The sequence below is a fragment of the Pigmentiphaga sp. NML030171 genome, assembly GCF_002188635.1.
GTDB classification, from domain to species: domain Bacteria; phylum Pseudomonadota; class Gammaproteobacteria; order Burkholderiales; family Burkholderiaceae_B; genus Pigmentiphaga; species Pigmentiphaga daeguensis.
The window spans coordinates 1-24,461 of sequence record NZ_NINX01000042.1; the positions used below are offsets into that span (position 1 = coordinate 1).

22 protein-coding genes and 1 rRNA gene are annotated in these 24,461 nt (G+C 68.1%); 7 read left to right on the forward strand and 16 right to left on the reverse strand.

The genetic code is table 11. The annotated features are described in order from the left end of the window. Both CDO46_RS21590 and CDO46_RS21595 read right to left on the reverse strand, forming a co-directional pair. Positions 1-114 (reverse strand): 16S ribosomal RNA (locus tag CDO46_RS21590); the annotation flags it as partial. Positions 115-906: 792 nt separating this feature from the next. Further along, the gene (locus CDO46_RS21595; RefSeq protein ID WP_087840664.1) at positions 907-1,683 is read right to left on the reverse strand and encodes an enoyl-CoA hydratase; all 777 of its coding nucleotides are present in this window, start codon (positions 1,681-1,683) and stop codon (positions 907-909) included. A 168-nt stretch (positions 1,684-1,851) separates the two neighbouring features. Between CDO46_RS21595 and CDO46_RS21600 the strand changes: the two genes are divergently transcribed. Together CDO46_RS21600 and CDO46_RS21605 are read left to right on the forward strand one after the other, a co-directional pair. Continuing rightward, positions 1,852-2,502, forward strand: a complete 651-nt coding sequence (locus tag CDO46_RS21600) for an NTP transferase domain-containing protein (RefSeq protein WP_087840665.1) — start codon at positions 1,852-1,854, stop codon at positions 2,500-2,502. A gap of 59 nt (positions 2,503-2,561) precedes the next feature. Further along, entirely contained in the window at positions 2,562-4,346 is a 1,785-nt protein-coding gene (locus tag CDO46_RS21605) for a M61 family metallopeptidase (protein ID WP_087840666.1), read from the forward strand. Between the two features lie 27 nt (positions 4,347-4,373). On the opposite strand, the gene CDO46_RS21610 is transcribed toward CDO46_RS21605, so the two are convergent. The 6 genes from CDO46_RS21610 to CDO46_RS21635 all read right to left on the reverse strand — a co-directional run bounded on the left by CDO46_RS21610 (position 4,374) and on the right by CDO46_RS21635 (position 10,452). Continuing rightward, positions 4,374-5,057 (reverse strand): uracil-DNA glycosylase, encoded by a 684-nt coding sequence (locus CDO46_RS21610; RefSeq protein ID WP_087840667.1) that lies wholly within the window; start codon positions 5,055-5,057, stop codon positions 4,374-4,376. Positions 5,058-5,104: 47 nt separating this feature from the next. Beyond that, the gene (gene trpC, locus CDO46_RS21615; RefSeq protein ID WP_087840668.1) at positions 5,105-5,893 is read right to left on the reverse strand and encodes an indole-3-glycerol phosphate synthase TrpC; all 789 of its coding nucleotides are present in this window, start codon (positions 5,891-5,893) and stop codon (positions 5,105-5,107) included. A 30-nt stretch (positions 5,894-5,923) separates the two neighbouring features. Next, positions 5,924-6,958, reverse strand: coding sequence for an anthranilate phosphoribosyltransferase (gene trpD, locus CDO46_RS21620; protein ID WP_087840739.1), 1,035 nt, complete (start codon positions 6,956-6,958; stop codon positions 5,924-5,926). A 32-nt stretch (positions 6,959-6,990) separates the two neighbouring features. Continuing rightward, the gene (locus CDO46_RS21625) at positions 6,991-7,560 is read right to left on the reverse strand and encodes an aminodeoxychorismate/anthranilate synthase component II (RefSeq protein WP_087840740.1); all 570 of its coding nucleotides are present in this window, start codon (positions 7,558-7,560) and stop codon (positions 6,991-6,993) included. Between the two features lie 454 nt (positions 7,561-8,014). After that, the gene (locus CDO46_RS21630) at positions 8,015-9,274 is read right to left on the reverse strand and encodes an acetyl-CoA hydrolase/transferase family protein (protein ID WP_243724658.1); all 1,260 of its coding nucleotides are present in this window, start codon (positions 9,272-9,274) and stop codon (positions 8,015-8,017) included. Positions 9,275-9,297: 23 nt separating this feature from the next. Further along, positions 9,298-10,452, reverse strand: coding sequence for an acyl-CoA dehydrogenase family protein (locus CDO46_RS21635; protein ID WP_087840670.1), 1,155 nt, complete (start codon positions 10,450-10,452; stop codon positions 9,298-9,300). A gap of 241 nt (positions 10,453-10,693) precedes the next feature. Between CDO46_RS21635 and CDO46_RS21640 the strand changes: the two genes are divergently transcribed. From CDO46_RS21640 to CDO46_RS21660, 5 genes are read left to right on the forward strand one after another with little or no spacing between them, the layout of a single operon-like run. After that, positions 10,694-11,575, forward strand: coding sequence for a MaoC family dehydratase (locus tag CDO46_RS21640; protein WP_087840671.1), 882 nt, complete (start codon positions 10,694-10,696; stop codon positions 11,573-11,575). A 16-nt stretch (positions 11,576-11,591) separates the two neighbouring features. Further along, a complete protein-coding gene (locus tag CDO46_RS21645) occupies positions 11,592-12,341 on the forward strand; it encodes an SDR family NAD(P)-dependent oxidoreductase (protein WP_087840672.1) in 750 nt (249 codons plus the stop codon). Between the two features lie 18 nt (positions 12,342-12,359). After that, on the forward strand, positions 12,360-13,565 hold the full coding sequence (locus tag CDO46_RS21650; protein ID WP_087840673.1) for an acetyl-CoA C-acetyltransferase: 1,206 nt from the start codon (positions 12,360-12,362) through the stop codon (positions 13,563-13,565). Further along, positions 13,552-14,343 (forward strand): IclR family transcriptional regulator, encoded by a 792-nt coding sequence (locus tag CDO46_RS21655; RefSeq protein WP_165963320.1) that lies wholly within the window; start codon positions 13,552-13,554, stop codon positions 14,341-14,343. The genes CDO46_RS21650 and CDO46_RS21655 overlap by 14 nt, the downstream gene beginning before the upstream one ends. Continuing rightward, positions 14,340-15,140 (forward strand): IclR family transcriptional regulator, encoded by an 801-nt coding sequence (locus CDO46_RS21660; protein ID WP_087840674.1) that lies wholly within the window; start codon positions 14,340-14,342, stop codon positions 15,138-15,140. Before CDO46_RS21655 ends, CDO46_RS21660 begins: the two co-directional genes overlap by 4 nt. A 13-nt stretch (positions 15,141-15,153) precedes the next feature. Here the strand turns inward: CDO46_RS21660 and CDO46_RS21665 are convergent, their stop codons facing one another. From CDO46_RS21665 to CDO46_RS21700, 8 genes are all read right to left on the reverse strand, one after another. Then, positions 15,154-16,365: an acetyl-CoA C-acetyltransferase gene (locus CDO46_RS21665; protein WP_087840675.1), complete on the reverse strand. Its 1,212-nt coding sequence runs from the start codon at positions 16,363-16,365 to the stop codon at positions 15,154-15,156. 33 nt (positions 16,366-16,398) lie between these two features. Next, positions 16,399-17,187 carry an enoyl-CoA hydratase-related protein gene (locus tag CDO46_RS21670; protein WP_087840676.1) on the reverse strand — a complete coding sequence of 263 codons (789 nt, stop codon included), beginning with the start codon at positions 17,185-17,187 and terminating at the stop codon, positions 16,399-16,401. A 36-nt stretch (positions 17,188-17,223) separates the two neighbouring features. Further along, a complete protein-coding gene (locus tag CDO46_RS21675; protein ID WP_087840677.1) occupies positions 17,224-18,378 on the reverse strand; it encodes an NADPH:quinone oxidoreductase family protein in 1,155 nt (384 codons plus the stop codon). Beyond that, a complete protein-coding gene (locus tag CDO46_RS21680; protein ID WP_254914652.1) occupies positions 18,375-20,318 on the reverse strand; it encodes an AMP-binding protein in 1,944 nt (647 codons plus the stop codon). The genes CDO46_RS21675 and CDO46_RS21680 overlap by 4 nt, the downstream gene beginning before the upstream one ends. A gap of 66 nt (positions 20,319-20,384) precedes the next feature. Then, positions 20,385-21,170 carry an enoyl-CoA hydratase/isomerase family protein gene (locus CDO46_RS21685; protein ID WP_087840679.1) on the reverse strand — a complete coding sequence of 262 codons (786 nt, stop codon included), beginning with the start codon at positions 21,168-21,170 and terminating at the stop codon, positions 20,385-20,387. 16 nt (positions 21,171-21,186) lie between these two features. Continuing rightward, positions 21,187-22,146, reverse strand: a complete 960-nt coding sequence (locus tag CDO46_RS21690; protein WP_087840680.1) for a hydroxymethylglutaryl-CoA lyase — start codon at positions 22,144-22,146, stop codon at positions 21,187-21,189. A gap of 24 nt (positions 22,147-22,170) precedes the next feature. Next, complete coding sequence (locus CDO46_RS21695) at positions 22,171-23,391, reverse strand: CaiB/BaiF CoA-transferase family protein (protein ID WP_087840681.1); 1,221 nt, start codon at positions 23,389-23,391, stop codon at positions 22,171-22,173. Positions 23,392-23,394: 3 nt separating this feature from the next. Next, positions 23,395-24,363: a tripartite tricarboxylate transporter substrate binding protein gene (locus CDO46_RS21700; protein WP_132980532.1), complete on the reverse strand. Its 969-nt coding sequence runs from the start codon at positions 24,361-24,363 to the stop codon at positions 23,395-23,397. Positions 24,364-24,461: the final 98 nt, after the last annotated feature.

Consider the following 24,461-nt stretch of genomic DNA (forward strand, 5'->3'; position numbering starts at 1 on the left):
TTACTCACCCGTTCGCCACTCGCCGCCAGACCGAAGTCCGCGCTGCCGTTCGACTTGCATGTGTAAGGCATGCCGCTAGCGTTCAATCTGAGCCAGGATCAAACTCTTCAGTTCAATCTCTAGATTTTGTTCGTACTATGGGTCGAAACCCATGGCACGATCGCTTGCGTACTCAAAGAAATTGCAGATAAATGATTTACCTACAAACTTCTTTATATGAGCACTTGATTCATTTTGCGTCGATCGACCAGACCGGTTTTACCCGACCCAACCGTCTCGCGCCCAACCAAGTGCCCACACTTATCGGCTGTTGATTTGTTAAAGAGCGGTACTGCGAAAACTGCTACCACCAACTGCTTCGCTTACCTGCCGTTCGCTGCGCTGTCTTGCCGGCGCTGCGTGATCAGCAGAGAAACGAGATTATGAAGAAGTTTTTTACGTCTGTCAAATCGGCCCGGGACTGTTTACTGCGCACCCCCCGCCATTCGTCAGACCCTTGCCGCGCTACCACCCTGCCGCAAGACCCTTCTTTTTTGGCCGACCCGTTCGCCGCATCCGCTTCACGCGTAACTGCCGCCGAACCTGCCTGCCTCACCCGCCGCTTCCTTCCACCCCACCGCAGAATGCTCCGCTGCGTTGCGTTTGTTGCGTCGAGAAAGTGACTATAGCATGCATTGAAATCGGCACGCAAATCGATCCACGCCTTCTTGTCAGTTTCGTGACCGGAAACCGGCCGTTTCGGGATCGATAAGGTGCGAAAACCGCGCCGTATCGCCATTTCGCAGCGCCAAGAATTTTTTTCCCGCTGGGCCGTCCCAAGGCAAAAAACGCCCCTTGGGGGGAGCGGCGGCCCGCAGGGCCTAGCCTGGGGGCATTTTTGCGATGCCGCCGCAACACCATGCGCCGCTATTCGTGCCGGAAAGAAGGAGGCCGCTTGGCCACGAAAGCCTCCATGCCTTCCTTCTGGTCCTGTGTGCCGAACAGCGAATGGAACAAGCGGCGTTCGAACTGCATGCCTTCGGCCAGCGGCGTCTCGAAAGCGCGGTTGACCGCTTCCTTGGCCATCATGACCGAAGGCAGCGACATCGAGGCGATGACGGTCGCGATCTCGATCGCCTCGTCCAGCAGCTTGTCGGCGGGCACCACGCGCGCCACCAGCCCCGCGCGCTCGGCTTCGGCCGCATCCATCAGCCGTCCGGTCAGGATCAGGTCCATGGCCTTGGCCTTGCCGACGGCGCGCGGCAGGCGCTGGGTGCCGCCCGCGCCGGGAATGATGCCGAGCTTGATCTCCGGTTGGCCGAAGCGGGCGGTCTCGGCGGCTACCAGGATGTCGCACATCATGGCCAATTCGCAGCCGCCGCCCAGGGCGTAGCCGGCCACGGCCGAGACGACCGGCTTGCGGATCCGGCGCAGGGTCTCCCAGTTGCGGGTGATGAAGTCCGAGGCGTAGGCATCCATATAGGAAAGGTCCTTCATCGCGCCGATGTCGGCGCCGGCGGCAAAGGCCTTTTCGCTGCCGGTGATGACTACGGCGCCGATGTCGGGGTCGGCGTCGAAGGCCAGCAGCGCGGCGCCCAGCTCGTCCATCAAGGCATCGTTCAGCGCATTCAGCGCCTTGGGGCGATTCAGCGTCAGCAGGCCGACCCGGCCCCGACGTTCGACCAAAACCAGAGCTTCGCTCACACCACACTCCTATATATGCGCAGGACACCCGCCCCCGCACCGCCTGGCCGCGAAGGCTGTCCATGAACCGGCGCGCCGGCGACGCCTCAAGCATACCCCGCGCCGGCGGCTTGAGTTTCGCCCGCCCGAGGCGCACCATCGTCGGTTCCATCCTTTCAGGACACCGGCATGACATCAGGAGCAGGCGGCGGTCGCAGCATCATCGGGCTGCTGCTGGCGGCGGGGCGCGGTTCGCGTTTTTCGGCGGACGGCAGCGCGAACAAACTGCTGGCCGCCATCGACGGCCGCCCGGTGTGCGCCGCCGCGGCGCAGTCCCTGCGGGGCGCGTTGTCCCGCGTGGCCGCGGCCACTTCTCCGGCCGCGCCGGCGGTGGCCGATGCCCTGCGCCATGCCGGCTGCGAGGTCATCGTCTGCGACCGGGCCGCCCAAGGCATGGGCGGCACGCTGGCGCAGGCCGTCTCGTGGCTGTCCGCGCGCGAGCGCGCGGCGGGGAACGAGGCGCCCGCCTGGTGCGTCATGCCCGCCGACATGCCGTGGCTGCACCCGCACACCGTGGCCGCCCTGCGCGACGCCTGGCTGGCGCTGCCGCCCGCGCGGCGCGAACGGGCCGTGCTGGCTCCGGTTCATCGCCAGATGCGGGGCCATCCCGTGCTGTTCGGGCCGGCGTGGTCGTCCGCGCTGGCGCAACTGCGGGGCGACCAAGGCGCGCGCGGCCTCATATCGGGCCAGGTCACGCCCGTACCGGTGGACGACCCCGGCTGCGTGCGCGACGTCGACACCCCGGACGACCTGGCGGCGGGCCCCACGCTCCTGGCCTAACATAGCAGGACATCGTTCACAGACCGCCGCGCCGGCGCGCGGCCCAACCCGTCTCATCCATGACCGAAGCCATCTCGTATCGCCTGGAACTCCTCGATCCGGCCGGGCACCGTTGCCGGGTCACGATGTCCATCCCCGACCCCGACCCCACCGGACAATGCGTCAGCCTGCCCGCCTGGATCCCCGGCAGCTACATGATCCGGGATTTCGCGCGCCAGATCGAAAGCATCGAGGCGCGCGCCTGGGGCCGCAAGATCGAACTGACCAAGCTGGACAAGCAAAGCTGGCAGGCGGCGCCCTGCCGGGGCCCGCTGCAGATCGTCTGCGTGGTCTATGCCTGGGACCTGTCGGTGCGGGCCGCCCACCTGGACGAAAGCCACGGTTTCTTCAACGGCACCAGCGTATTCCTGCGCGCCGCCGGCCACGAGGACGCGCCCTGCCTGCTGGAGCTGGTGGCGCCGCGCGGCCTCGACTGGAAGGTCTACACCAGCCTGCCCGAGGCCGAGGGCCATCCGCAGCGCGCGCCGCGCCACGGCTTCGGCATGTACCGGGCGCCGGACTACGACGCGCTGGTCGACCATCCGATCGAAATGGGCACGCCCGTGACCGCCGGCTTCGAGGCCTGCGGCGCCCGGCACGAACTGGTCTTCACGGGCGACGTTCCCAATCTGGATCTCGACCGCCTGGTCGCCGACATCCGCAAAATATGCGAGAAGCAGATCGTTTTCTTCGAGCCCCGCACGCGCCGCGCGCCGTTCCTGGACAGCTCGAACCGCTACGTCTTCATGACCATGGTCACCGGCGACGGCTACGGCGGCCTGGAACACCGCGCGTCGACCGCCCTGATGACCTCGCGCTCGGACCTGCCCGTGCGCGGGCGGCCAGAACAGACCGACGGCTACCGCAATTTCCTGGGCCTGGTCAGCCACGAATATTTCCACACCTGGAACGTCAAGCGCATCAAGCCGGCGGCCTTCGCCCCCTACGACCTGGACCGCGAGAACCACACCCGGCTCCTGTGGCTGTTCGAAGGCTTCACCTCCTACTATGACGATCTGTTCGTACTGCGCGCCGGGCTGATCACGCAGCAGGACTACCTGCGCACGCTGGCCAGGACCGTTTCCTCGGTGCATGCGGCGCCGGGCCGCTTCAAGCAATCGGTGGCCGAAAGCTCGTTCGACGCCTGGACGCGCTACTACCGGCAGGACGAGAACTCGCCCAATGCCATCGTCAGCTATTACACCAAGGGCTCGCTGGTCGCCCTGGGGCTGGACCTGCTGCTACGGCGCGAGACGGATGGGCGGCGGAGCCTGGACGACGTGATGCGGCTGCTGTGGGCACGCTATGGCCGCGATTTCTACCGGGGCGGCGCGCGGGGGGTCGAAGAAGACGCCATGCCCGAGCTGATCCGCGAAGCCACCGGCGTGGACGCACGGGACTTCCTGCGCCGCCATGCCTATGGACGCGAGGACGTACCGCTGGCGGAACTGCTTGCGCACCACGGCCTTGCCCTGACGTGGAAGGCGGCGTCGCCGCTGCCGTCGCTGGGAGTGAAGACGGCACGCCAGGCAGAGGACCTGCGCCTGGCGACGGTGTACGAACGGGGGGCGGCTCACCGGGCCGGATTGTCGGCGCAGGACGTGCTGGTGGCCATGGACGGCCTACGCGTGCAGAACGGCAACCTCGACAAACTATTGGCGCGCTATCGCCCGGGCGACCTGGTGGAAATCCACGCCTTCCGCCGCGACGAACTGCGCCGCTTCAGGCTGAAGCTGGATCCGGCGCCGGCAACGGAATGCACGATCGAACCGGCCGCGAGCCCCGCCCCGGCGGGACGGAAATAGCGCCGAACCGAGCGCGCGAGGGCCGGCCTACCAGACGACGGGCTCGCGCCCCTGCTCCGCCAGCCAGCGATTGGCCTGGGCGAAATGCCCGCAGCCCAGGAACGGCACGGGCGGACGCCGGGCCGACAAGGGCGAGGGATGGTTGGCCAGCAGCACCAGATGCCTGCCGCCGGACGGCAGCAGCGCCTGCTTGGCCTGCGCATGGGCGCCCCACAGCATGAAGACCTTGGGCGCGGGCTCGCGCGCCACCGCGGCGATGACCGCATCGGTGAACGCTTCCCAGCCCCGCTTCGCATGCGAGGCCGGGGCGCCGTCTTCCACGGTAAGCGACGTATTGAGCAGCAGCACGCCCTGCCTGGCCCATCGCTCGAGGTCGTTGCCGAAGGCGGCGGGGTCGCCGCCCACGCAGGCCGCTACCTCGTTGAAGATATTGCGCAGGCTGGGCGGCCGCCGAAAGCCGTCGGGCACGGAAAACGCCAGCCCCTGCGCCTGCCCCGGACCGTGATAGGGATCCTGGCCCAGGATCACGACCCGGGTGGAAGCCGGCGTGGCCAGGTCCAGCGCGCGAAACGGCAGGACCGGATAGACGACGGCGCCCTCTTCCCGGCGCCGGTCGACGAAGCGCAGCAGGGCCTCGAACGCGGGACTGGCCAGCGTCCCGGCCAACAGCTCGCGCCAGGCAGCCGGCAGACGATCGACGTGCGCCTGCATCGGCTCGTTCAAGCGATTGTCCGGTCCCTGGGCGAAGAGATCGGGGGTCACGCGAACAATCGGGCCAGTTCGGCACCCGGATCGGGCGCCCGCATGAAGGCTTCGCCCACCAGGAAGGCATGGACCCCGTGCTCGCGCATCTGCCGGACTTCAGCCCGGCCCAGGATGCCGCTTTCCGTGACGACCCGCTTGCCGGCGGGAATCCGCGGCAGCAGATCGATGGTGTTCTGCAGGGAAACCTCGAAAGTCCGCAGGTTGCGGTTGTTGATGCCCAGCAGATTGCTGCGCAGTCGCAGGGCCGTATCCAGTTCCGCCGCATCGTGGACCTCCACCAGCACGTCCATGCCGAGATCCATGGCCAGCGCCTCCAGGTCCTGCAATTGCGAGGACTCCAGCGCGGCCACGATCAGCAGGATGCAGTCGGCGCCCATCGCCCGCGCCTCGATCACCTGGTAGGAATCGACGATGAAGTCCTTGCGCAGCACCGGCAGCGGGCAGGCGGCACGGGCGCGCCGCAGATAATCGAGCGAACCCTGGAAGAACTGCACGTCGGTCAGCACCGACAGGCAGGCCGCGCCATGCGAGGCGTACGACGCCGCGATCCCGTCGGGCTGGAAGTTCTCGCGCAGCAGGCCCTTCGAGGGCGAGGCCTTCTTGATCTCGGCGATGACGCCGGACTGCCCCGCCGCCACCTTGGCCTCGATCGCCTGCGCGAAGCCCCTTACATCCTGCCGCGCCTCGGCTTCGCGCCGCAGGTCGGATTCGCTGCGAAGCAGCCGCGCGGTGGCGACCTCTTCGGTCTTCGCATCCAGTATGCGTTGAAGAATGTCACTCATGACCCACCCATGAAGATTCGTATGCGGGGCCTAGCGCGCGGCCGCCCGCCTGGTGAACGATACGAATTCGTCCAGCCGCGCGCGCGCCGCGCCGCTGGCGATCAGCTCGAAAGCCTTGCGTATGCCCTCGGCGACCGAGGACACGGTATTGCCGGCGTACATCGCCAGGCCGCCATTCAAGGCGACGATGTCGCGCGCGGGGCCCGGCACGTTGGACAAGGCCTCCAGCACGAGTTCACGCGACTCATCGCGATTGGCGACCTTCAGGCTGCGATTCGACACCATCTGCAGGCCGAAGTCCTCGGGATGAATCTCGTATTCGTGGACCTCGCCGTCGCGCAGCTCGCCCACCATCGTGGCCGCGCCCAGCGAGGCCTCGTCCATGCCGTCCTTGCCGTAGACCACCAGCACGTGCCTGGATCCCAGGCGTTGCAGCACCCGGACCTGGATGCCGACCAGGTCCGGATGGAACACGCCCATCAGCTGGTTGGCGGCGCCGGCGGGATTGGTCAGCGGCCCCAGCAGGTTGAAGATGGTGCGCACCGCGAGTTCCTTGCGGATGGGCGCGATGTTCTTCATGGCCGAATGGTGGATGGGGGCGAACATGAAACCGATGCCGGTGGCCTCTATGCACTCGGCCACGGCTTCGGACGGCAGCATGACGTTGGCGCCCAGCGCCTCCAGCACGTCGGCGCTGCCCGACGACGACGACACGCCGCGGTTGCCGTGCTTGGCGATCCTGGCGCCGCCGGCCGCGGCCACGAACATGGCCGCCGTGGAAATATTGAAAGTGTGCGCGCCGTCGCCGCCGGTGCCGGCCAGGTCCACCAGGCTGTCGGCATCGGCCACCTTCACCCCGTCGGCGAACTCGCGCATCACCTGCGCCGCGGCGGTGATCTCGCCTATGGTCTCCTTCTTGACGCGCAGGCCCATGATCAAGGCCCCCGCGGTGACGGGCTCCATCTCGCCGCGCATCAGCATGCGCATCAGCGACAGCATCTCGTCGTGGAAGATCTCGCGGTGTTCGATGCAGCGAACCAGCGCTTCGGTAGGGGTAATGGACACCATGGACTCCTTGGGCAATCGTTGCGACCGGTTCATACGTTCAATTGCAGAAAATTGCGCAGCAAGGCATGGCCGTGCTCGCTCAGGACGGATTCGGGATGGAACTGCACGCCGTAGACGGGAAGGCTGCGATGGCGCACGCCCATGATTTCCCCGTCGTCGGTCTGCGCCGTCACCTTCAGGCAATCGGGCAGGCTCTCGCGTTCGATGGCGAGCGAGTGATACCGGATGACCGTGTAGGGCGACGGCAAGTCCCGGAACACGTCGCTGCCGCCATGGGCGATGGCCGACGTCTTGCCGTGCATGATCTGCCGCGCGCGGACGATTTTGCCACCAAACGCAGCGCCGATGGACTGGTGGCCCAGGCACACGCCCAGGATGGGCACCTTGCCGGCATGGGCCTGGATGAGCGGCACCGAGATGCCGGCCTCGGCCGGCGAGCACGGCCCGGGCGAGATGCAGATGCGCTCGGGCGCCAGGGCCGCGACTTCGTCGAGCGTGATCTGGTCATTGCGGAACACCCGCACGTCGGCGCCCAGTTCGCCGAAATACTGGACCAGGTTGTAGGTGAATGAATCGTAGTTGTCGATCATCAGCAGCATGTCGGTCATCCCTTGGAATCGAGCCGGCCATGGGCCGGGAACACATCGGCGATCGCGCCGTCCGCGAACGGGCGCCGCCACGCGAACGACGAGCCGCGGCAGGCATGCGCGGGGGTTCGGCTAGCAAGGGGAAGTACTGCTGGATGCACGGGCAATCTCCTGGATCGGGAGCCGCCGTGCCGGGGAGCTGTGTGAATTCGCGACCTGCCACCGGGTACGGCGGCAGGGTGCAGTTTCGAACCGCAACGACGTGCCGCTTCCTAGCGGAAGCGCCACCACTGAGCTGCTTGATTCGGAACGATGCGGTTCATGTCTTTCTGGCGCGAGTTGGGAGCCGCGGCAAGGTTGCGCGTTTCTGCTCCGGGGCGATTCTATCGCGACCGCGATTCGCTTGTCGAACGGAAGAAATGGGGACGGAACAATCGGCGGCCACGGGCCCCGCAGGCCCGGCCCGTCAAATGCCCGCTGCCCGGGCCAGGGCCTCGCGATGCTCGGGCGCCGCGATCGCCAGCATGCGCTGCGCCCGCTGGCGCAGCGTCAATCCGCGCAGGTCGGCCGCGCCGTGCTCGGTCACGACGATGCCGGCGTCGCTTCTGGGCAGGGTGACGGGGCCGGACAAGCTCGCGACGATACGACTGGCCCCGCCCGCCGTCGCGGGCAGCGCAATGACGGGGACCCCGTCCCGGCTCCTGCCGGCGGCCCGCATGAAGTCGGCTATCCCCCCCACCGCGCCGACATAGCGGCCGCCGGCCACCTCGGAATTGACCTGGCCGGTCAGATCCACCTCGACCGCGGAGTTGATGGCGACGAACCGGCCCAGGCGGTCCAGGACCGGGCCCGCATGGGTGTAGCCTGTCTCGCGCAACCGCACCGCCGGGTTCTTGTGCACGAAGCGCCGCACCCGCTCTCCGCCGAACAACAGGCCGCCCACAGTCACGCCGGTGTCGATCGGCTTGCGCCGGTTGGTGATCACGCCAGCCTCGGTCAGCCACACCATGCGCTCGCTCAGGCTGCCCGAGTGGACGCCCAGGTCCCGGTGATCCCCGAGCGCGGCCAGGACGGCATCGGGAATCGTGCCGATCCCGGTCTGGATCGTGGCGCCGTCCGGCACCAGGCCGGCCACGTGGCGGCCGATCCGCTGCGCCGTTGCGTCGGGTTCGGCCGGCGCTCCGGGCACCGCCGGTCCGCACGAAGCAGGCACCAGTAGGTCGACGTCGCCTTCGCGCAGATAAGGGCCGCCGAAGGTCCAGGGCACGTCCTCGTCCACTTCCGCGATCACCGTCCGGGCCGCGTCCAGCGCGGACACCAGGTAGTCGCGGGCCATCCCCAGGCTGTAGCGCCCCGCCTCGTCGGGTTTCGACAACTGCAGGAACAGCACGTCGACCTTGAGCCGCCCTGCGCGAATCATCCGGTCCATCTCGGAGTAGTGCGCCGGCAGGATGTCCATGACGCCCGAGCGCAGCAGCGTCCGGTTGGAGCCCGCGCCGCAGTATCCGACGAAATCCATGTCGTCCGCCAGCTCGGGCGCCAGGACCGGCTCGAGGCCATGGCCGATACCCAGGAAGACGCGCACCCGCCCGACGCGGCGGCGCTGCTCCACCAGCGCGCGGATCAGCGTCAGGGGCTGCGCCTGCGCCTGCCCCCACAGCACGGTGTCCCCGGGCCGGATGTGCGGCGCGAGGTCGAACACGGCGGGCTCCATGGCGGCGGTCACGGGATCGATCGCGCGCGGGCGCCTCAGCGCCCGCCCATCGCGCGGACCATGTTGCGCGCGATGACGGTCTGCTGGATCTGCGTCGTGCCTTCGTAGATGCGGAACAGCCGCACGTCGCGGTAGAAGCGTTCGATGCCGTATTCGCTCATGTAGCCGGCGCCGCCGAATATCTGCACGGCGCGGTCGGCCACGCGGCCGCACATCTCCGAGGCGAACATCTTGGCGCACGACGCCTCGGTGCTTACCGGCAGTCCGTCGTCCCGGCGGCGGGCCGCGTCCAGCACCATGCAGCGGGCGGCATAGATCTCGGCCTTGCTGTCGGCCAGCATGGCCTGCACCAGCTGGAAACCGGCGATCGGCTGGCCGAACTGCCTGCGCTCCATGGCATAGCCGAGCGCCATGTCCAGCATGCGCTCGGCCACCCCGACACAGACGGCGGCGATGTGGATGCGTCCCTTTTCCAGCACCTTCATGGCGGTCTTGAAGCCCTGGCCTTCCTTGCCGATCAGGTTCCCGGCAGGCACGCGCACGTTGTCGAAGATGACGTCGCAGGTGTGCGCGCCCTTCTGGCCCATTTTCCTGTCGCGCTTGCCGAAGCCGATGCCGGGCGAGTCCGCATCGACGATGAAGGCGGACACGCCCTGCGCCCCCTTGTCGGCGGGATCGGTGCGCGCCATCAACGTGAAGATGCCGGCCTGCGGCGCGTTGGTGATGAAGCGCTTGGTGCCATTGACCACGTAATGGTCGCCCTCCCGGATGGCGGTGGTGCGCAGCGATGCCGCGTCGGAGCCGGCCTCGGGCTCGGTCAGCGCGAAAGAGGCGGCCAGCTCGCCGGTCGCCAGGCGCGGCAGGTACTTCTGCTGCTGCTCGGGCGTGCCGTCGAACAGGATGCCCTGCGAACCGATGCCCACCGTGGTGCCGATGAGCGAGCGGAACGCCGGCGAGGCGCGGCACAGCTCGAACACGACCAGCGCCTCTTCTTCCATCGTGAGTTCCAGGCCGCCGAAGCGTTCGGGAATGGTCAGCCCGAACAGGCCCATGGACTTCATGTCGGCAACGATGTCCGCGGGAATTTCATCGGTCTCGGCGACGATGTCCTCGTTGGGAATGAGGCGCTCGCGCACGAAACGGGCAATGGTGCCGAGCAGGCCGTTCAGGGTTTCTTGATCGCGGATCATGGTGGCCAACGGATTCGGTGGGAACGCTGCATCCTGGGCGGGCCGGCGCGATGGCGTCAATGCTCCATCCGATCATGTTCCGTACATCGGTTTGCGCGGCCCGGAGCGCCCCCCGGGCCATCGATGCGCCCACGCTTCCGTCTTGCGCCGTAATTCCGACGTACGGAACAAAGGGAACGGCCTCATTGACGATGCCCGCGGGTCGGCCGCAAGGTGGGGGCCTGCTGCGGACACCTCGACGATGCCTACCTCGATCTCCCCCACCGCGCTTCTGTCGCGCCGGTTCGGCACGATGGAACATGCCTACACGGCCCGTGATACCCAGCTCTACGCGCTCGGCATCGGCATGGGCTTCGACCCGCTCGATGCCGGCCAGCTGGACTACGTCTACGAGGGCGTGGACGGCCTCGCCCTGAAGGCCATGCCCACCCTGGCGAACGTGCTGGCCTATCCGGGCTTCTGGGCGCGCGAACCCGACACCGGCATCGACTGGCGCAGGGTGGTCCATGCGGAGCAGGCCATCGAGTGGCACGCTCCCCTGCCGGCGAGCGGCCGGGTGCTGGGGACCAACCAGGTCAGCGGGCTCTGGGACCGGGGCGCAGGCAAAGGCGCCTTCCTGCAACAGCGCCGCGATATCCGAGACGCGGCCAGCGGCCGGCTGCTGGCCACCGTGACCCAGCTCAGCCTGCTGCGGGGCGACGGCGGCTTCGGCCAGGGCGGCAGCGCAGGCGGACCGCCGCCGGCGCACGCCATGCCGGATCGCCCCGCCGACGCCGTGTGCGACCTGCCCACGCTGCCGCAGGCCGCCCTCATCTACCGTTTGAGCGGCGATTCCAATCCTTTGCATGCGGCGCCCGACGCCGCGCGCGCGGCCGGCTTCGACCGGCCCATCCTGCATGGCATGGCCACCATGGGCGTTGCCGCCCACGCGGTCCTGCGCACGTGGCTGGGCTACGACGCCGGCCGGCTCACGGGAATGCGGGTGCGGTTCACGGCCCCCGCCTTTCCCGGCGACACCCTGCGTACCGAGATGTGGGCGGACGGCCGCGTCATCTCGCTGCGCACCACCGCCATCGAGCGCGGCGTCGCCGTGCTCGACAACGCCTGCGCCACCCTCGACTGACGCCAAGGAAGACATCATGGATCTGGGATTGAAAGACAAAGTGGCCATCGTGACCGGCTCGGCGCGCGGCCTGGGGGCGGCCGCCGCAAGGCGCCTGGCCGAGGAAGGCGCGCGGGTGGTCGTGACCGACATCCAGGGCGAACTGGCCGAGGCGACGGCGGCATCGTTGCGCGACGCGGGGCTGGCGGCGCACTGCGTCATCGGCGACATCACCCGGCCCGGCGACGTCCAGCGCCTGGTGGACGAAACCGTGGCCACCTTCGGCGGCGTCCACATCCTGGTCAACAATGCCGGCTTTCCGCGCGACAAGCACCTGGTCAAGATGAGCGAAGACGATTGGGACCGGGTCATGGAGGTCATGCTCAAGGGCGCGTTTCTCGCCTCGCGCGCGGTCATGCCCCACCTGATCGCGCAAGGCTGGGGGCGCGTGATCAACATCAGCTCGCGCGCCCACCTGGGCAATCCCACTCAGGCCAACTACTCCGCGGCCAAGGCCGGCCTGATCGGCATGGCCAAGGCCCTGTCCATGGAAGAGGGGCGCTACGGCATCACGGTCAACTGCGTGGCGCCCGGCTTCATGGAAACGGAGATGGTGCAGGCGCTGCCGACCTATGACATCATCAAGGAGCGGGCCGTCCAGATGCAGCCCATCAAGCGCGCCGGGCAGCCCGGCGACGTCGCCGACGCGGTGGCGTTCCTGGCCAGCGAAAGGGCCGGATTCATCAGCGGCGAGGTCCTGCACGTCACGGGCGGCCGGTTCGGCTGATCCCCAGGGAATTCGAGCATGAGAAGAGCTGCCATCGTTTCCCCGCTGCGCACCCCCGTCGGTGCGTTCGGCGGCGCGTTCAGAACCGTCCCGGTCGAGGAACTGGGCGCCGTCGTCGCCCGCGCCATCGTCGAGCGCACGGGCCTGGATCCGCAACGCCTCGACGACGTGGTGTTCGCGCACAGCTACATGAGCGGCGAAACGCCTTGCACGGGCCGCTGGATCGCCCTGCAGGCGGGCCTGCCGGTCGACGTGCCCGGCATGCAGCTGGACCGGCGCTGCGGCGGCGGCCTGCAGGCCATCGCCACGGCCGCCATGATGGTGCAGACCGGCGCGGCCGACGTAGTCATGGCCGGCGGCGTGGAAAGCATGAGCAACGTGGAGTACTACACCACGCGGATGCGCTGGGGCAGCCGGGCGGGGTCCGTCCGCTTGCACGACCGGCTGGACCGCGGGCGCGAGCGCTCCCAGCCGGAACACCGCTTCGGCCGGATCAGCGGCATGATAGAAACCGCCGAGAACCTGGCGCGCGACTACGGCATCGGCCGCGAAGCGTGCGATCGGTTCGCCGCGCGCAGCCACCGGCGGGCCGCGGCGGCCTGGGAAGCCGGCCACTTCAGGGACGAGATCGTTCCCGTGGCCGTGCCCCAGCGCAAGGGCGATCCGGTGATCGTCGAACGGGACGAAGGCGTGCGCGGCGGCACCACCGCCGAGGACCTGGCCCGGCTCAAGCCCATCTTGCGCGACGGCGTCGTCACGGCGGGCAACGCCTGCCAGCAGAACGACGCGGCCTCGGCCTGCCTGATCGTGGCCGAAGACAAGCTGCGCGAATTCGGGCTGGAACCCATGGGCTGGCTGGTCGGCTGGGCCGCCGCCGGCTGCGAACCGTCCCGCATGGGCATCGGGCCGGTGCCGGCGACCCGGAAGGTGCTGGCGCGCACTGGCCTCGGCCTGGACCAGATGGACCTGATCGAGCTGAACGAGGCATTCGCCTGCCAGGCGCTGGCCTGCGTCCAGGGCTGGGGCCGTTCGATGGACGAACTCGAAGACCGGCTCAACGTCAACGGCTCCGGCATTTCCCTGGGGCATCCGGTCGGCGCCACGGGCGTGCGCATCATGACGACCCTGCTGCACGAACTGCGGCGCCGCAAGGGCCGGTATGCGCTGGAAACCATGTGCATCGGCGGGGGCCAGGGCCTCGCCGCCATCGTTGAGCGCGCCTGACATTCCGCGCTCGCGGGGCCCGCGGCCGTTCGTCGCGCCCCTGGCCCGGGCGCTGGACGTGCTGGCCGCGTTCGGCATCCGCGACCGCGCGCTCGGCAACCGGGAACTGGCCGCGCGCACCGGCCTGCCGCCCTCAACGGTAAGCCGGATCACGCGAACGCTCCTGGCCCTGGGCTACCTGCTGCACGACGGGCCGGCGCGCCGGTACCGCCTGGCGCCCGCCGTGCTGTCCCTGGGCTACGGCGCCGCCGCGGACTCGAACATCCCGCAGGCGGCGGCGCCGCGCATGCAGGCCTTCGCCGCTCGGCACGACACCCTCGTGACGCTGCACGCGCGCGATCGCCTGCAAATGGTCCTGGTCGGGCGCTTCCAGCCTGCGCCATCCTCCGCCCCGCCGCTCCTCGAGGCAGGCATGCGGGTCGGCCTCGCCTCGTTTCCGATAGGCGGCACCCTGCTCGCGGCGCTTCCCGAAACCGAGCGCTACTACTTGTTCGAAAAGATCGAGCGGCGCGCGCGGCGCGATTGGCAGACGCTCAGGCGCCTGCTGGGCGAATCCATCTCGCAAGTCCACGACAAGGGCTTCTGCGCCGGCCCGGCGCAGTGGGATCCGAACCTGGGCATCGTGTCCGCACCGCTCGCGGCGGTCGGCCAGGCGCCGCTCGTGCTGTCGTGCATCGGCCCGGCCGCCCGCCTGTCGCGCATCCGCGTGGAGCGGGAACTGGGGCCGCACCTCGCGGCCATGAGCAGAGAAATCTGCCAGTCGCTTCTGACGCCATGAACGCCCCCCACCCCGACCGGGAAACCGGCGAGCCCGCCTTGCTGACCGTCGCGCGGGGCCTGCAGGTGCTGCGCGCGTTCCGCTCGGACCGCCAGGCGCTTTCCAACGCCGAACTCGTGCGCCGCACGGGCCTGCCCAAGGCGACGGTGTCCCGGCTGACCAGCACGCTGCTGCAAACGGGATTCCTGCGGCAGTCGCCCGGCCGGCGGACGTTCGAACTGGGGCCCATGCCCCTCGGCATCGGCCACGCCTACGTCTCGTCGAGCGAACTCATCGGCCTTGCGAACCCCCTGCTCCAGGACCTTGCCGACCGGCTCGACGTGTCGGTCGCCCTGGCCGCGCGCGACCAGCTCGACATGCTCTATCTGGGATACCGGGCCAGCCACAAGGTGGCCACGCTAAGGATGGGCCTGGGTTCGCTGCTGCCCATGGGGCGCACGGCCATCGGCCACGCCTACCTGTGGGGCCTGCCCGCCAGGCAGCGCGCGTCGCTCGTCCGGGCATTGCAGAAACAGGCCGCCGATCCGGCCCGCCTGAAGGCGCGGATCCACGCCAGTTTCACGGAGCTCGACGCTACCGGAACCTGCGCCGTGCTGGGCGACTACCAGCGCGACGCCTACGCCGTGGCATTGCCGGTCGCCATCGGCCGCCGGCGCATCCTCCTGGCGCTGAGCTGCGGAAAAGTGCTGTTGCGGCCCAGGGCCGCCGAAGCCGAACGCAGGCGCATCGCCCCGGCCTTGATCGAGGCGGCGGCGCGGCTGGAAAAGCTCCTGCGGGGATTCGACGGCGAACCGTGATCCCGGCAGGCGTTCAGGCCAATCGTTCGAATATCGCCGCGAGCCCCTGGCCGCCGCCGATGCACATGGTTTCCAGCGCGTAGCGCCCTGCCCGGCGATCCAGCTCGCGCAGCATCGTCGCCAGGATGCGCACGCCCGTGGCGCCGACCGGGTGCCCCAGGGATATGCCGGAACCATTGACGTTCAAGCGATCGAAATCGCCCGGCTGGAACGACAGCGCGGCCGTGCACGCCAGCACCTGGGCCGCGAAGGCCTCGTTCAGCTCGATCAGGTCCATGTCTTTCAGGGACAAGCGCGCGCGCCGCAGCGCCCGCTCCGTCGCGGGAACCGGCCCGATGCCCATGCGCTCGGGCTCGACGCCCGCGGCCGCCCAGGCGACCAGCCGCGCAAGCGGACGGATCCCCAGGCTTTCGGCCTTCTCGCGCGTGGTGACGATGCACGCGGCGGCGCCGTCGTTCTGTCCGCTGGCATTGCCTGCGGTCACCGTGGCCTGCGCATCCACGGCAAGCCGGACAGGCTTCAGGGCCGCCATGTCCTCCAGCGAGGCATCCGCGCGGGGATGCTCGTCGATCGCCACCACGTGCGACCCGCGCCTGCCCTCGACCGTCACCGGCACGATCTCGGCGTCGAAGCGGCCGCTGTCGCGGGCCTGGACGGCATGCACATGCGAGCGCAGCGCCAACCGATCCTGGTCTGCCCGGGAGATGCCGAATTCCCGCCGCAGATTCTCGGCCGTCTCCAGCATGCCGCCCGGGACCGGGTGATACTTGCCGCCGGAGGTGATCCGCCCGCGCGCGATCCGATCCCAGAACGGCGTCGAATCGCCCCGCACCCCCCAGCGGGCGCCGAGCGAATAGTGCTCAGCCTGGCTCATGCTTTCGGCGCCGCCGGCGACCACGAAGTCCGCCACACCGGTCTGTACCCGCATGGCGGCATCCAGCACCGCCTGCAGGCCCGAGCCGCAGCGCCGGTCCAGCTGCAGGCCGGGCGTCTGCGCGCCGAAACCGGCGTTCAGGGCGACGATGCGTCCGATGGCCGGCGCCTCGCCGTTCGGATAGCACTGGCCGAAGATGACCTCGTCCACCGCGGCGGGGTCGAATCCGGCGCGGTCCCGCAGCGCCCGGAGCACGGCCTCGCCCAGATCGGCCGCCGGCACATCGCGGAACACACCGCCATATCGTCCGACCGGTGTGCGGATCGGCTCGCATATCACTGCTTCTCTCATGGCATGACACTCGCCGTAGATCCGCGGATCCCGCTATGTCCGGCCGCGCGCGGCCCGGAAGTCGGGCTTGCGCTTCTCGCGAAAGGCCCTGGCGCCTTCCTTCGATTCCTCGGTCTGGTAGAAAAGCGCGAGCGCTTCCAGGCCCGTATTGCTGATGCCGCGGATATTGTCGCTGTCGGCATTGAACGAACGCTTGGCGATGGCCAGGGCGGTGGGACTGCGCTCGAGCAGCTCCGCGCACCAGGCATCCACGGTGGCATCCAGTTGGTCGTGCGGCACGACCACGTTCACGAGCCCCATCGCTTCAGCCTGGACCGCGGTATAGCGGCGACAGAAGTACCAAATCTCGCGCGCCTTCTTTTCGCCGACCAGCCGCGCCAGATAGGCGGTTCCCCACCCCGGGTCCACCGATCCGACCTTGGGCCCCACCTGGCCGAACACCGCCTTCTCGGAAGCGATGGTGATGTCGCTCAGCGTGGCGAGCACGTTGCCTCCGCCGATGGCATAGCCCTGCACGCGCGCGATGACCGGCACGCGGCAGTCGCGCATCGCCGAATGCAGCTCCTCCACGGGCAGGCCGACCACGCCCCGCCCGCCATAGCTGCCTTCGTGCGAACTCTGGTCGCCGCCGGTGCAGAATGCCCGTTCGCCTGCGCCGGCCAGCACCACCACGCCTATCTGCGGGTCGTGGTCGGCATCGCGGAAGGCGTCGATCATCTCCTCCACGGTCTCGGCGCGGAATGCATTCATCACCTTTTCCCGATTGATGGTGATGCGCGCGACCCCCTGGCGCTTGTCGTAGACGATGTCCTGGAACGTCATGTTCTTTCCCTTTTCGTAGGCCGATGAGCGGCCGCTTCAGAATTCCCACGGGCGCACGGCGCAGCCCCCCGCGATGCCGCCGTCCCAGCGCGCGCGCAAGGCGTCCGTGGCCTTGCTGATCGGGAAGACGCGCGAGACATGCGGCGCGATCTTGCCCTGCGCGGCCCATTCGAGGATATGGGACTTGCGGGGCTCGCGCTTTCGCGGGTCGCGCTCGACCGTGATGACGGCCGGGCAGCCCAGCACATCCAGGCCCTTCATCTGGATGAGATTGGTCGGAAGCTGATTGGCGCGCGGCGACCCGCGGCGACCCTTGCCGTCGGCCACGTCGGGGGTCGACGTCCAGCCGACGATCAGGAAACGCGCGCCGAAGGCCACGCAGCGCAGGCTTTCGAGCGACACCTCGCCGCCGACCGCGTCGTAGACCGCGTCGACGCCACGGCCGCCGGTCAGATCCTTCACCTCGTCGCGAAACGGGCGCAGGCCCGAAGACGGATCGCCGCCGCGCAGGTTGATCACCGCATCCGCGCCCTGGGACCGGACCAGCGCCAGCTTTTCATCCGAGCGGCCGGTGGCGATGACGCGAACGCCCAGCATCCGGCAGATCTGCACCGCGGCCAGGCCCGAGGCGCCGGACGCCCCGTGTATCAGGACCGTCTCGCCCGCCTGCACGCGGCCGCGCGTGATCAGGCAATGGTAGGCGGTCTCGTAGCTCGCGAGCAGGTTGGCGGCCTGGTCGAAATTCAGCCTTTCCGGGATCCGCGCCAGCGCCGAGGCGGGCACCACGGCGTAGCCGGCAAAGCCGCCCGCGCTCTGGTAATCAGTCTTGGAACGCGGGCCGGCGGCGATGAAATCGCTCAGGACACGGTCGCCGACGGCGATTTGCTCCGGATCGACTTCGTCTCCCGTCCACTCGACCACGCCGCTGTATTCCACGCCCGGAATGTAGGGCGGATGGCAGCGGTGCTGATACTGGCCGCTGGCCATGACCAGATCGATCCAAGACACGGCGGAGCTCTCGATGCGGACGATGACTTCATGCGGCTTGCAGCCACGGGGATCCGGCGGCGGCTGTTCCTCGACCCGCAAGAAGTTCTGCAGCGCGTCCATGGGATCTTCGCCCAGTTCGGTGAAGACCGCCCGCCGCCCGGCCTTCCACGCAGATGCCCCGGTATCGCTTGCCCTGTTCATTGCTCTTCTCCTTTTTGCGCTTGCGCCGCCGTGCCGAAGTACCGGCCGAGCGCGGCGACACTTTCCGGATTCACGCAGGACGACAGGTCGCCGACGGGCAGGCTCAGGTAGGCCGCCCTGACCACGCGGCGCATGATCTTCATGTTTCTCGTCCTGGGAAGATCGTCCACGATGTACACGTGCTTGGGCCGATATGCCGCGCCCATGCGGGCGCGCAGCGCATCCGACAGCCTGGCGCCCAGGGCCTCGTCGCCCGCCGCCCCCTTCATCGGCACGCAGACGCAGACGATGGCCGAGCCGCTCTTGTCGTCCGGGACGCCGATCACCGCGGCCTCGATCACCTCGCCGGTGTTGGTCAGGACCGATTCGAGCTCGGCCGGGCCGGTGCGCTTGCCGGATACCTTGATCGTGTCGTCGCTGCGGCCGAGTACGTAATAAAGGCCGTGGCGATCGCGCACCGCCAGGTCCCCGTGCACCCACACGCCCGGCAAGGTCCGCCAATAGGTATCCAGATAGCGCTCGTCGTCGCCCCAGATGCTCTTGGTCATGCCGATGCCGGGGTTGCGCAGCACCAGTTCGCCCACGACGCCATCCGCCACGGGGCTCCCCTGTTCATCGACGATATCCACCCCGCACCCCAGCCCGCGCGCCGAGAACGAGCCCGGCTGCATGGGATGGCACACGGTGCCGACGAAGTTGCAGCCGCACACTTCGGTACCGCCCACCAGATTGACGATGGGGATCCGGCGCCGGCAGACGTGCTCGAAGAACCAGAGCCAGGCGGCATCGTTCCACGGTTCGCCGCCCGAGCAGGTGATGCGCAGACGGCTCAGCGCAAGCCGGTCCACGCTTTCCGGGCCGTACCGCATGAGGCCGCGCACGATGGTGGGCGAGACGCCGAGATAACTGACCGCATGGCCGTCGGCCAGGTTCCAGAATCGATCGGGCCGGGGATAGTCCGGCACGCCTTCGGCGAGCAGGACGCTGGCGCCGAAATAGGACGGCAGCAGCGCGCTCATCGGCCCCACCATCCACCCCATGTCGCTCATGAAGAAAAGCCGGTCGTCCTGGCGAAAGTCGCCGCAGATGTGCACGTCGCGCAGCGCCATCGACGCAAGAAAGCTGACCTGCGTCCAGACGCATCCCTTGGGCTTGCCGGTCGTTCCGGAGGTATACAGCAGGATCGCGGGCGCCTCCGCGGGCAGCTCGGCGGTGTCCGGAATGGCCTGCTGGGCGGCGAGCAGCGTGTCCCAATCGCGGTCCCTGCCCGGTGTCATCGGAGCTTGCGGGCTGTTCTGCCGGCCGACCACGACCACGCTCGACACGCCGGGAACCTCCTCCAGGGCCGCGTCGAGCACCGCTTTCATCGGCACGAAAGATCCCCGGCGCCACGTGCCGCCGGCGGTGATGACCGCCTGCGCGCCGGCGTCCCGCAGGCGCGAAACCAGCGGCTCGACGCCGAAGCCGGAGAACAGGGGTACCGCGATCGCGCCGATCTTGATGACCGCGAACAGCGCGACGAAGGCTTCCGGGATGTTGGGCAGATAGAGGGCGACACGATCGGCCTGCCGTATGCCCAGCGCGAGCAGCGCCGCCGCAAGCCGGCCTACCTGCCGGTCGAACTCGCCGTAGGTGAAGCGGCGGACCTGCCCGTCCTCGCCTTCCCAGACGAGGAATTCCTTGTCCCATATGGCCGTCCCGCGGTGGCGGTCCAGGCAGTTCAGCACGATATTCGTCGTGCCGCCCACGCACCAGTCGGCGCGCTCGATGCCGCGGCTCGTATCCAGAATCCGCGCATAGGGCCGATAGAAGCGAAAGTCGCAGAACCGCAGGACCTGCTCGGTCAGCCATCCCGGGTCCGCGTCCGCGCGCCGTTCGAGCTCGGCGAAATCGGCCATCCCGGTGTGCCCCAGGAAGCGGGCAAGAACGGACCGCGCCATCTGTTCCGCGCTGGGCACCCAGGCGAAAGAGGCCGCATCATGGCTGGGAATCCGCATGGTGCTGGCTCAGTTGCCCGCCCACACGGGAGCACGCCCTTCGGCAAACGCGCGCGGCCCTTCCTGCGCATCGTTGCTCGCGTACACGTTGCGATAAATGTGGAAGGCCGCTTCGGCGGCGTTGTCGCAGCCGACGCTCATCGCGGTCAGGATCGCGCGCTTGCCCGCGGCCACCGAAAGCGGCGCATTGTCGCGGATGCGCTCCGCCAGCTGCCGGGCCCGCGCGTGGACACTGGCGGCATCGGGTTCGAGATAGTTGACGAAGCCCAGCTTTTCCAGCTTCTCGATCGGATACATGTCGCCGGTCATCGTCATTTCCATGAGTATGGGCTCGGGCAGCATCCAGACCAGCGGCATGCCCCACGGCGATCCGCGTCCGATCTTCGTTTCGGTGATGCCGATCCGCGCGCCCGCCAGCCCCACGCGAATGTCGGCGTTCAGGCTCAACAGCATGCCGCCCGCCGCCACGTGCCCCGTCATCGCCGCGATGATGGGCACCCTGACCCGGCGCATGCGGGTCTGGAACGGGTCCCGATGAAACGTCAATATGTCCTCCCCCGTTTCCGCCTTCATGCGTGCGGCTTCCTTCAGGTCCAGGCCGGCGCAGAAGGTTCCGCACTCCGCCGACGTCAGGATGACCACGCGGATGGACGGGGTCTCGTCGATCTTCTGCCACAGCTTCGCCAGGCCGTTCGAGACCGAGATCGACAGCGCGTTGCGCTGCTTCGGCCTGTTGATCGTCACCGTGGCGATGCCTTCGTCGACAGTGAAGAGGAGATCGTCTTGCTGTTCCATGGAATATCTCTCCAGTTCAGGAAACCAGTTGCTTGCGTGCGGGCCGGCCGGCGTGCATCAGCTTGCCGGCCAGGGGACGGCCGATGATCTGCTCGGCGCAAAGCGCCGCCTCGATGAGCGCGTCGAGATCCAGGCCCGTCGCAATGCCCATCTCCTCGCACATGAAGGCCATGTCTTCCGTGCAGATGTTGCCGGCGCCCTGCGCATTGGCGTGCTTCGCGAAAGGGCAGCCGCCCAGGCCCGCGACCGAACTGTCGAACAGGTCGACCCCCATCTGCAGCGCGGCCAGGACATTGGCGGCGCCGATGCCGCGGGTGTCGTGCAGGTGCGTGCCGATGCGCGCCTCGGGCAGCAGCGTCCGCACGGCGCCGACCACCCGGCGTATGGCCTCGGGATCGGCCCAGCCCACGGTGTCGGCCAGGTAGATCGCCGGCAGCGGAACGGCCAGCTCCTTGCAAAGCCCGACCAGGAAGCGCACGTTCTCCAGCACCCGCTCCAGCGGCACCGCTCCTTCGTAGTTACATCCGAAGGAGGTGATCACATAGGCTTTTTCGAGCGGCACGCCGGCGTCCACGTACATGCGCGCCCATGCGGCCTGCCGCTCGCGCTGCTGCGCCGCCGTGCAGTTGTTGTTCATCAGGCAGAACGTATCGGTCGTATAGAAGATCAGCTTGCCGTCGAGATCGACGCCCGGCGTGGCCGAGGCCCGGCGGAATCCCGTTTCGTTCAGCCACAGCGCGGTGTACCTGACGCCGTCGCGCTTGCGGATGGCGCCGAACAATTCGGCCGTGTCCGCCATCGCGGGCACCGCCTTCGGACTCACGAACGAACCGACCTGCACCTGTTTCAGGCCGCTAGCCGCAAGCCGCTCCACCAGCCTGGCCCGCTGTTCGAGCGGATAAATGGCGGGTTCGATCTGAAAACCCTCGCGCGGCCCTTCCTCGTGAAACTCGACCGCTCTTGGCAAATCGCTCATGGTTCCTGTCCTGATTCTCGTCGGTCAAAGATCGTTCCCGGCGCCCGGGGATCCCCGGTGCGCATGACTCGCCCCGCAATCGAACAGGGCCTGGATGTCATCGGGCGCATAGCCAAGCTCCTTCAGGATTTCCTCGCTGTGCTCGCCCAGGCTGGGCGCATGGCGCCGGTGCTCCGGTACGCTCCGGGACCAGTCCGTCGGCACGTTCATCGTCCGGATCAGGCCCTCGGTCGGATGCCGGGAATCGACGAAGAATCCCTCGTCCTTCAGATGCGGGTCGTCCTGGATGGACTCCAGGGTATGGATCGGCATGGCGGCGATGTCGGCCGCCAGCAGCTTGTCGAGCCATTCGGCGGTGGAGCCCCGCGACAAGGCCTCGGCGAACGCGTCGTAGAGCTCGTCGATATGCCCGGCGATATCCAGCTGCGTGTCATAGCGGCCCGACGCCGCCATGTCCGGCCGGCCGGCAATGTCGAAGAAGCGATGCCACTGGTCGCGCGTATAGGGGCCGCCGCAAATGTGCCCGTCGCTCGTGGCGTGGACGCGGCGCTCGAACAGCCGCTTGTAGCCGGCCGGATGCGTCGGCGGCTGCAGGGTGTGCGCGCACAGATGAGGCGTCATGACGAACTGCACCATGGACTCGAACATCGGCACCTCGACGTGCTGGCCCAGCCCCGTCGCCTCTCTTTCCAGAAGGGCGGCCAGCACCGTGTGGACGGCGACCAGCCCGACCGTCTGGTCGGCGATCCAGGCCGGCACGAGCTGCGGCGATCCGTGGGTGCGCGCGTGCAGGCCCGCCAGTCCGGACACTCCCTGGATGATGTCGTCGAACGCCGGCCTGCCGGCATAGCGGCCCTTGCTGCCGAAGCCGACCAGGGAGCAGTACACCAGCCTGGGGTTGCAGTGCCTGACCGACTCGTAATCCACGCCCAGCTTGCTCAACGCGCCGGGGCGTATGTTGGTGATCAATGCGTCGGCATCGCGGATCAGCCGGAGCAGGACTTCGCGGCCCCGCGGGGACTTCAGATTCAGCACCAGGCTGCGCTTGTTCCGGTTCAGCGTCAGGAACAGCGGCGACATGCCTGGGTTTCTGCCTTGCGCCTGCGCGCGCATCATGTCGCCGCCGCCGGGCTCCTCGATCTTGATGATATCCGCCCCCAGGTCGCCCATGATCTGGGTGGCATAAGGCCCCATCCCTATCGTGCTGAGGTCGAGGATTCGATACTTGGACAATGGACCGGTCATGAATCACTCAGGCTTGATGCCTGCCTTCCTTGCATAGTTTCCCCACGCCTCGAGCTGGCTGGAGACGAAGGCAGTCACCGCATCCAGGCTCATGTAGTTCGGCTTCAGGCCCATGCCCAGGAAGCGCGACGAAACATTTTCCTGGTTCACGATTTCTTTCAGCGCGGCGTTCAACCGCTCGACGATCTCTACCGGCGTGCCGGCGGGCGCGGCCACGCCCACCCAGCCGGAAATGCCGAGGGGCCGATAGCCGCTCTCGGCCAGCGTGGGAACGGTCGGAACGGCGGACAGCCGGGTCGACGTGCTGATGACGAGCGGGCGCACCTTCTTCCCTTCGACGAACGGCTGCGCGGCCGGAACATCGGCCACCGCCACGTCCAGCCGGCCGCCGACCAGATCGGTCAAGGTCTGCGGCTGGCTTTTGTAGGGAATGCCTTCGGCATGGATGCCCAGCAGATCCGCAAAGGCGGCAAACAGGACCTGCGACGTGGGACTGCCGTACCCGTAGGTAAGCCGGTCGCCCTTGCTGGCCGCATAACTCACGAATTCCGACAGCGACTTGGCGGGACTGGTCTCGCCGACCAGCAACAGGTAGTTGGCCTCGACAAGAACCGTGACATGGGAAAAATCCGCCTTGGGGTCGTAGCTGATCTTGTTGACCAGCCACGGCGCGGCCGAATGCGTCCCGCTGGAAGTGATCAGCAGCGTATAGCCATCCGGCTTGGCGCGCGCCACCGCGCTCGAGCCGATCGCCCCGGATGCGCCCGGCTTGTTGTCGACGATGAACGAACCACCCAGTTTCTTGCCGAGTTCCTCGGCGACGATTCGGCCGATGATGTCCGTCCCGCTGCCCGCGGCGAATGGAACGATGATCGTTACCGGCCGCTGCGGATACGCCTCGGCGTAGGCATTGCCGGCAACCAGCACGGAGGCCGAGAACAAGTGCAACAAAGGCTTGAACAGACGATTCATGAGCACCACCTATGGGCCTGGATGACAGGCCAGTTGTCTCGTTTGCGCGTATGATGTTGTGGTATCCGCGTAGTGGTGCAGTCTAGACGGAGGCTCTC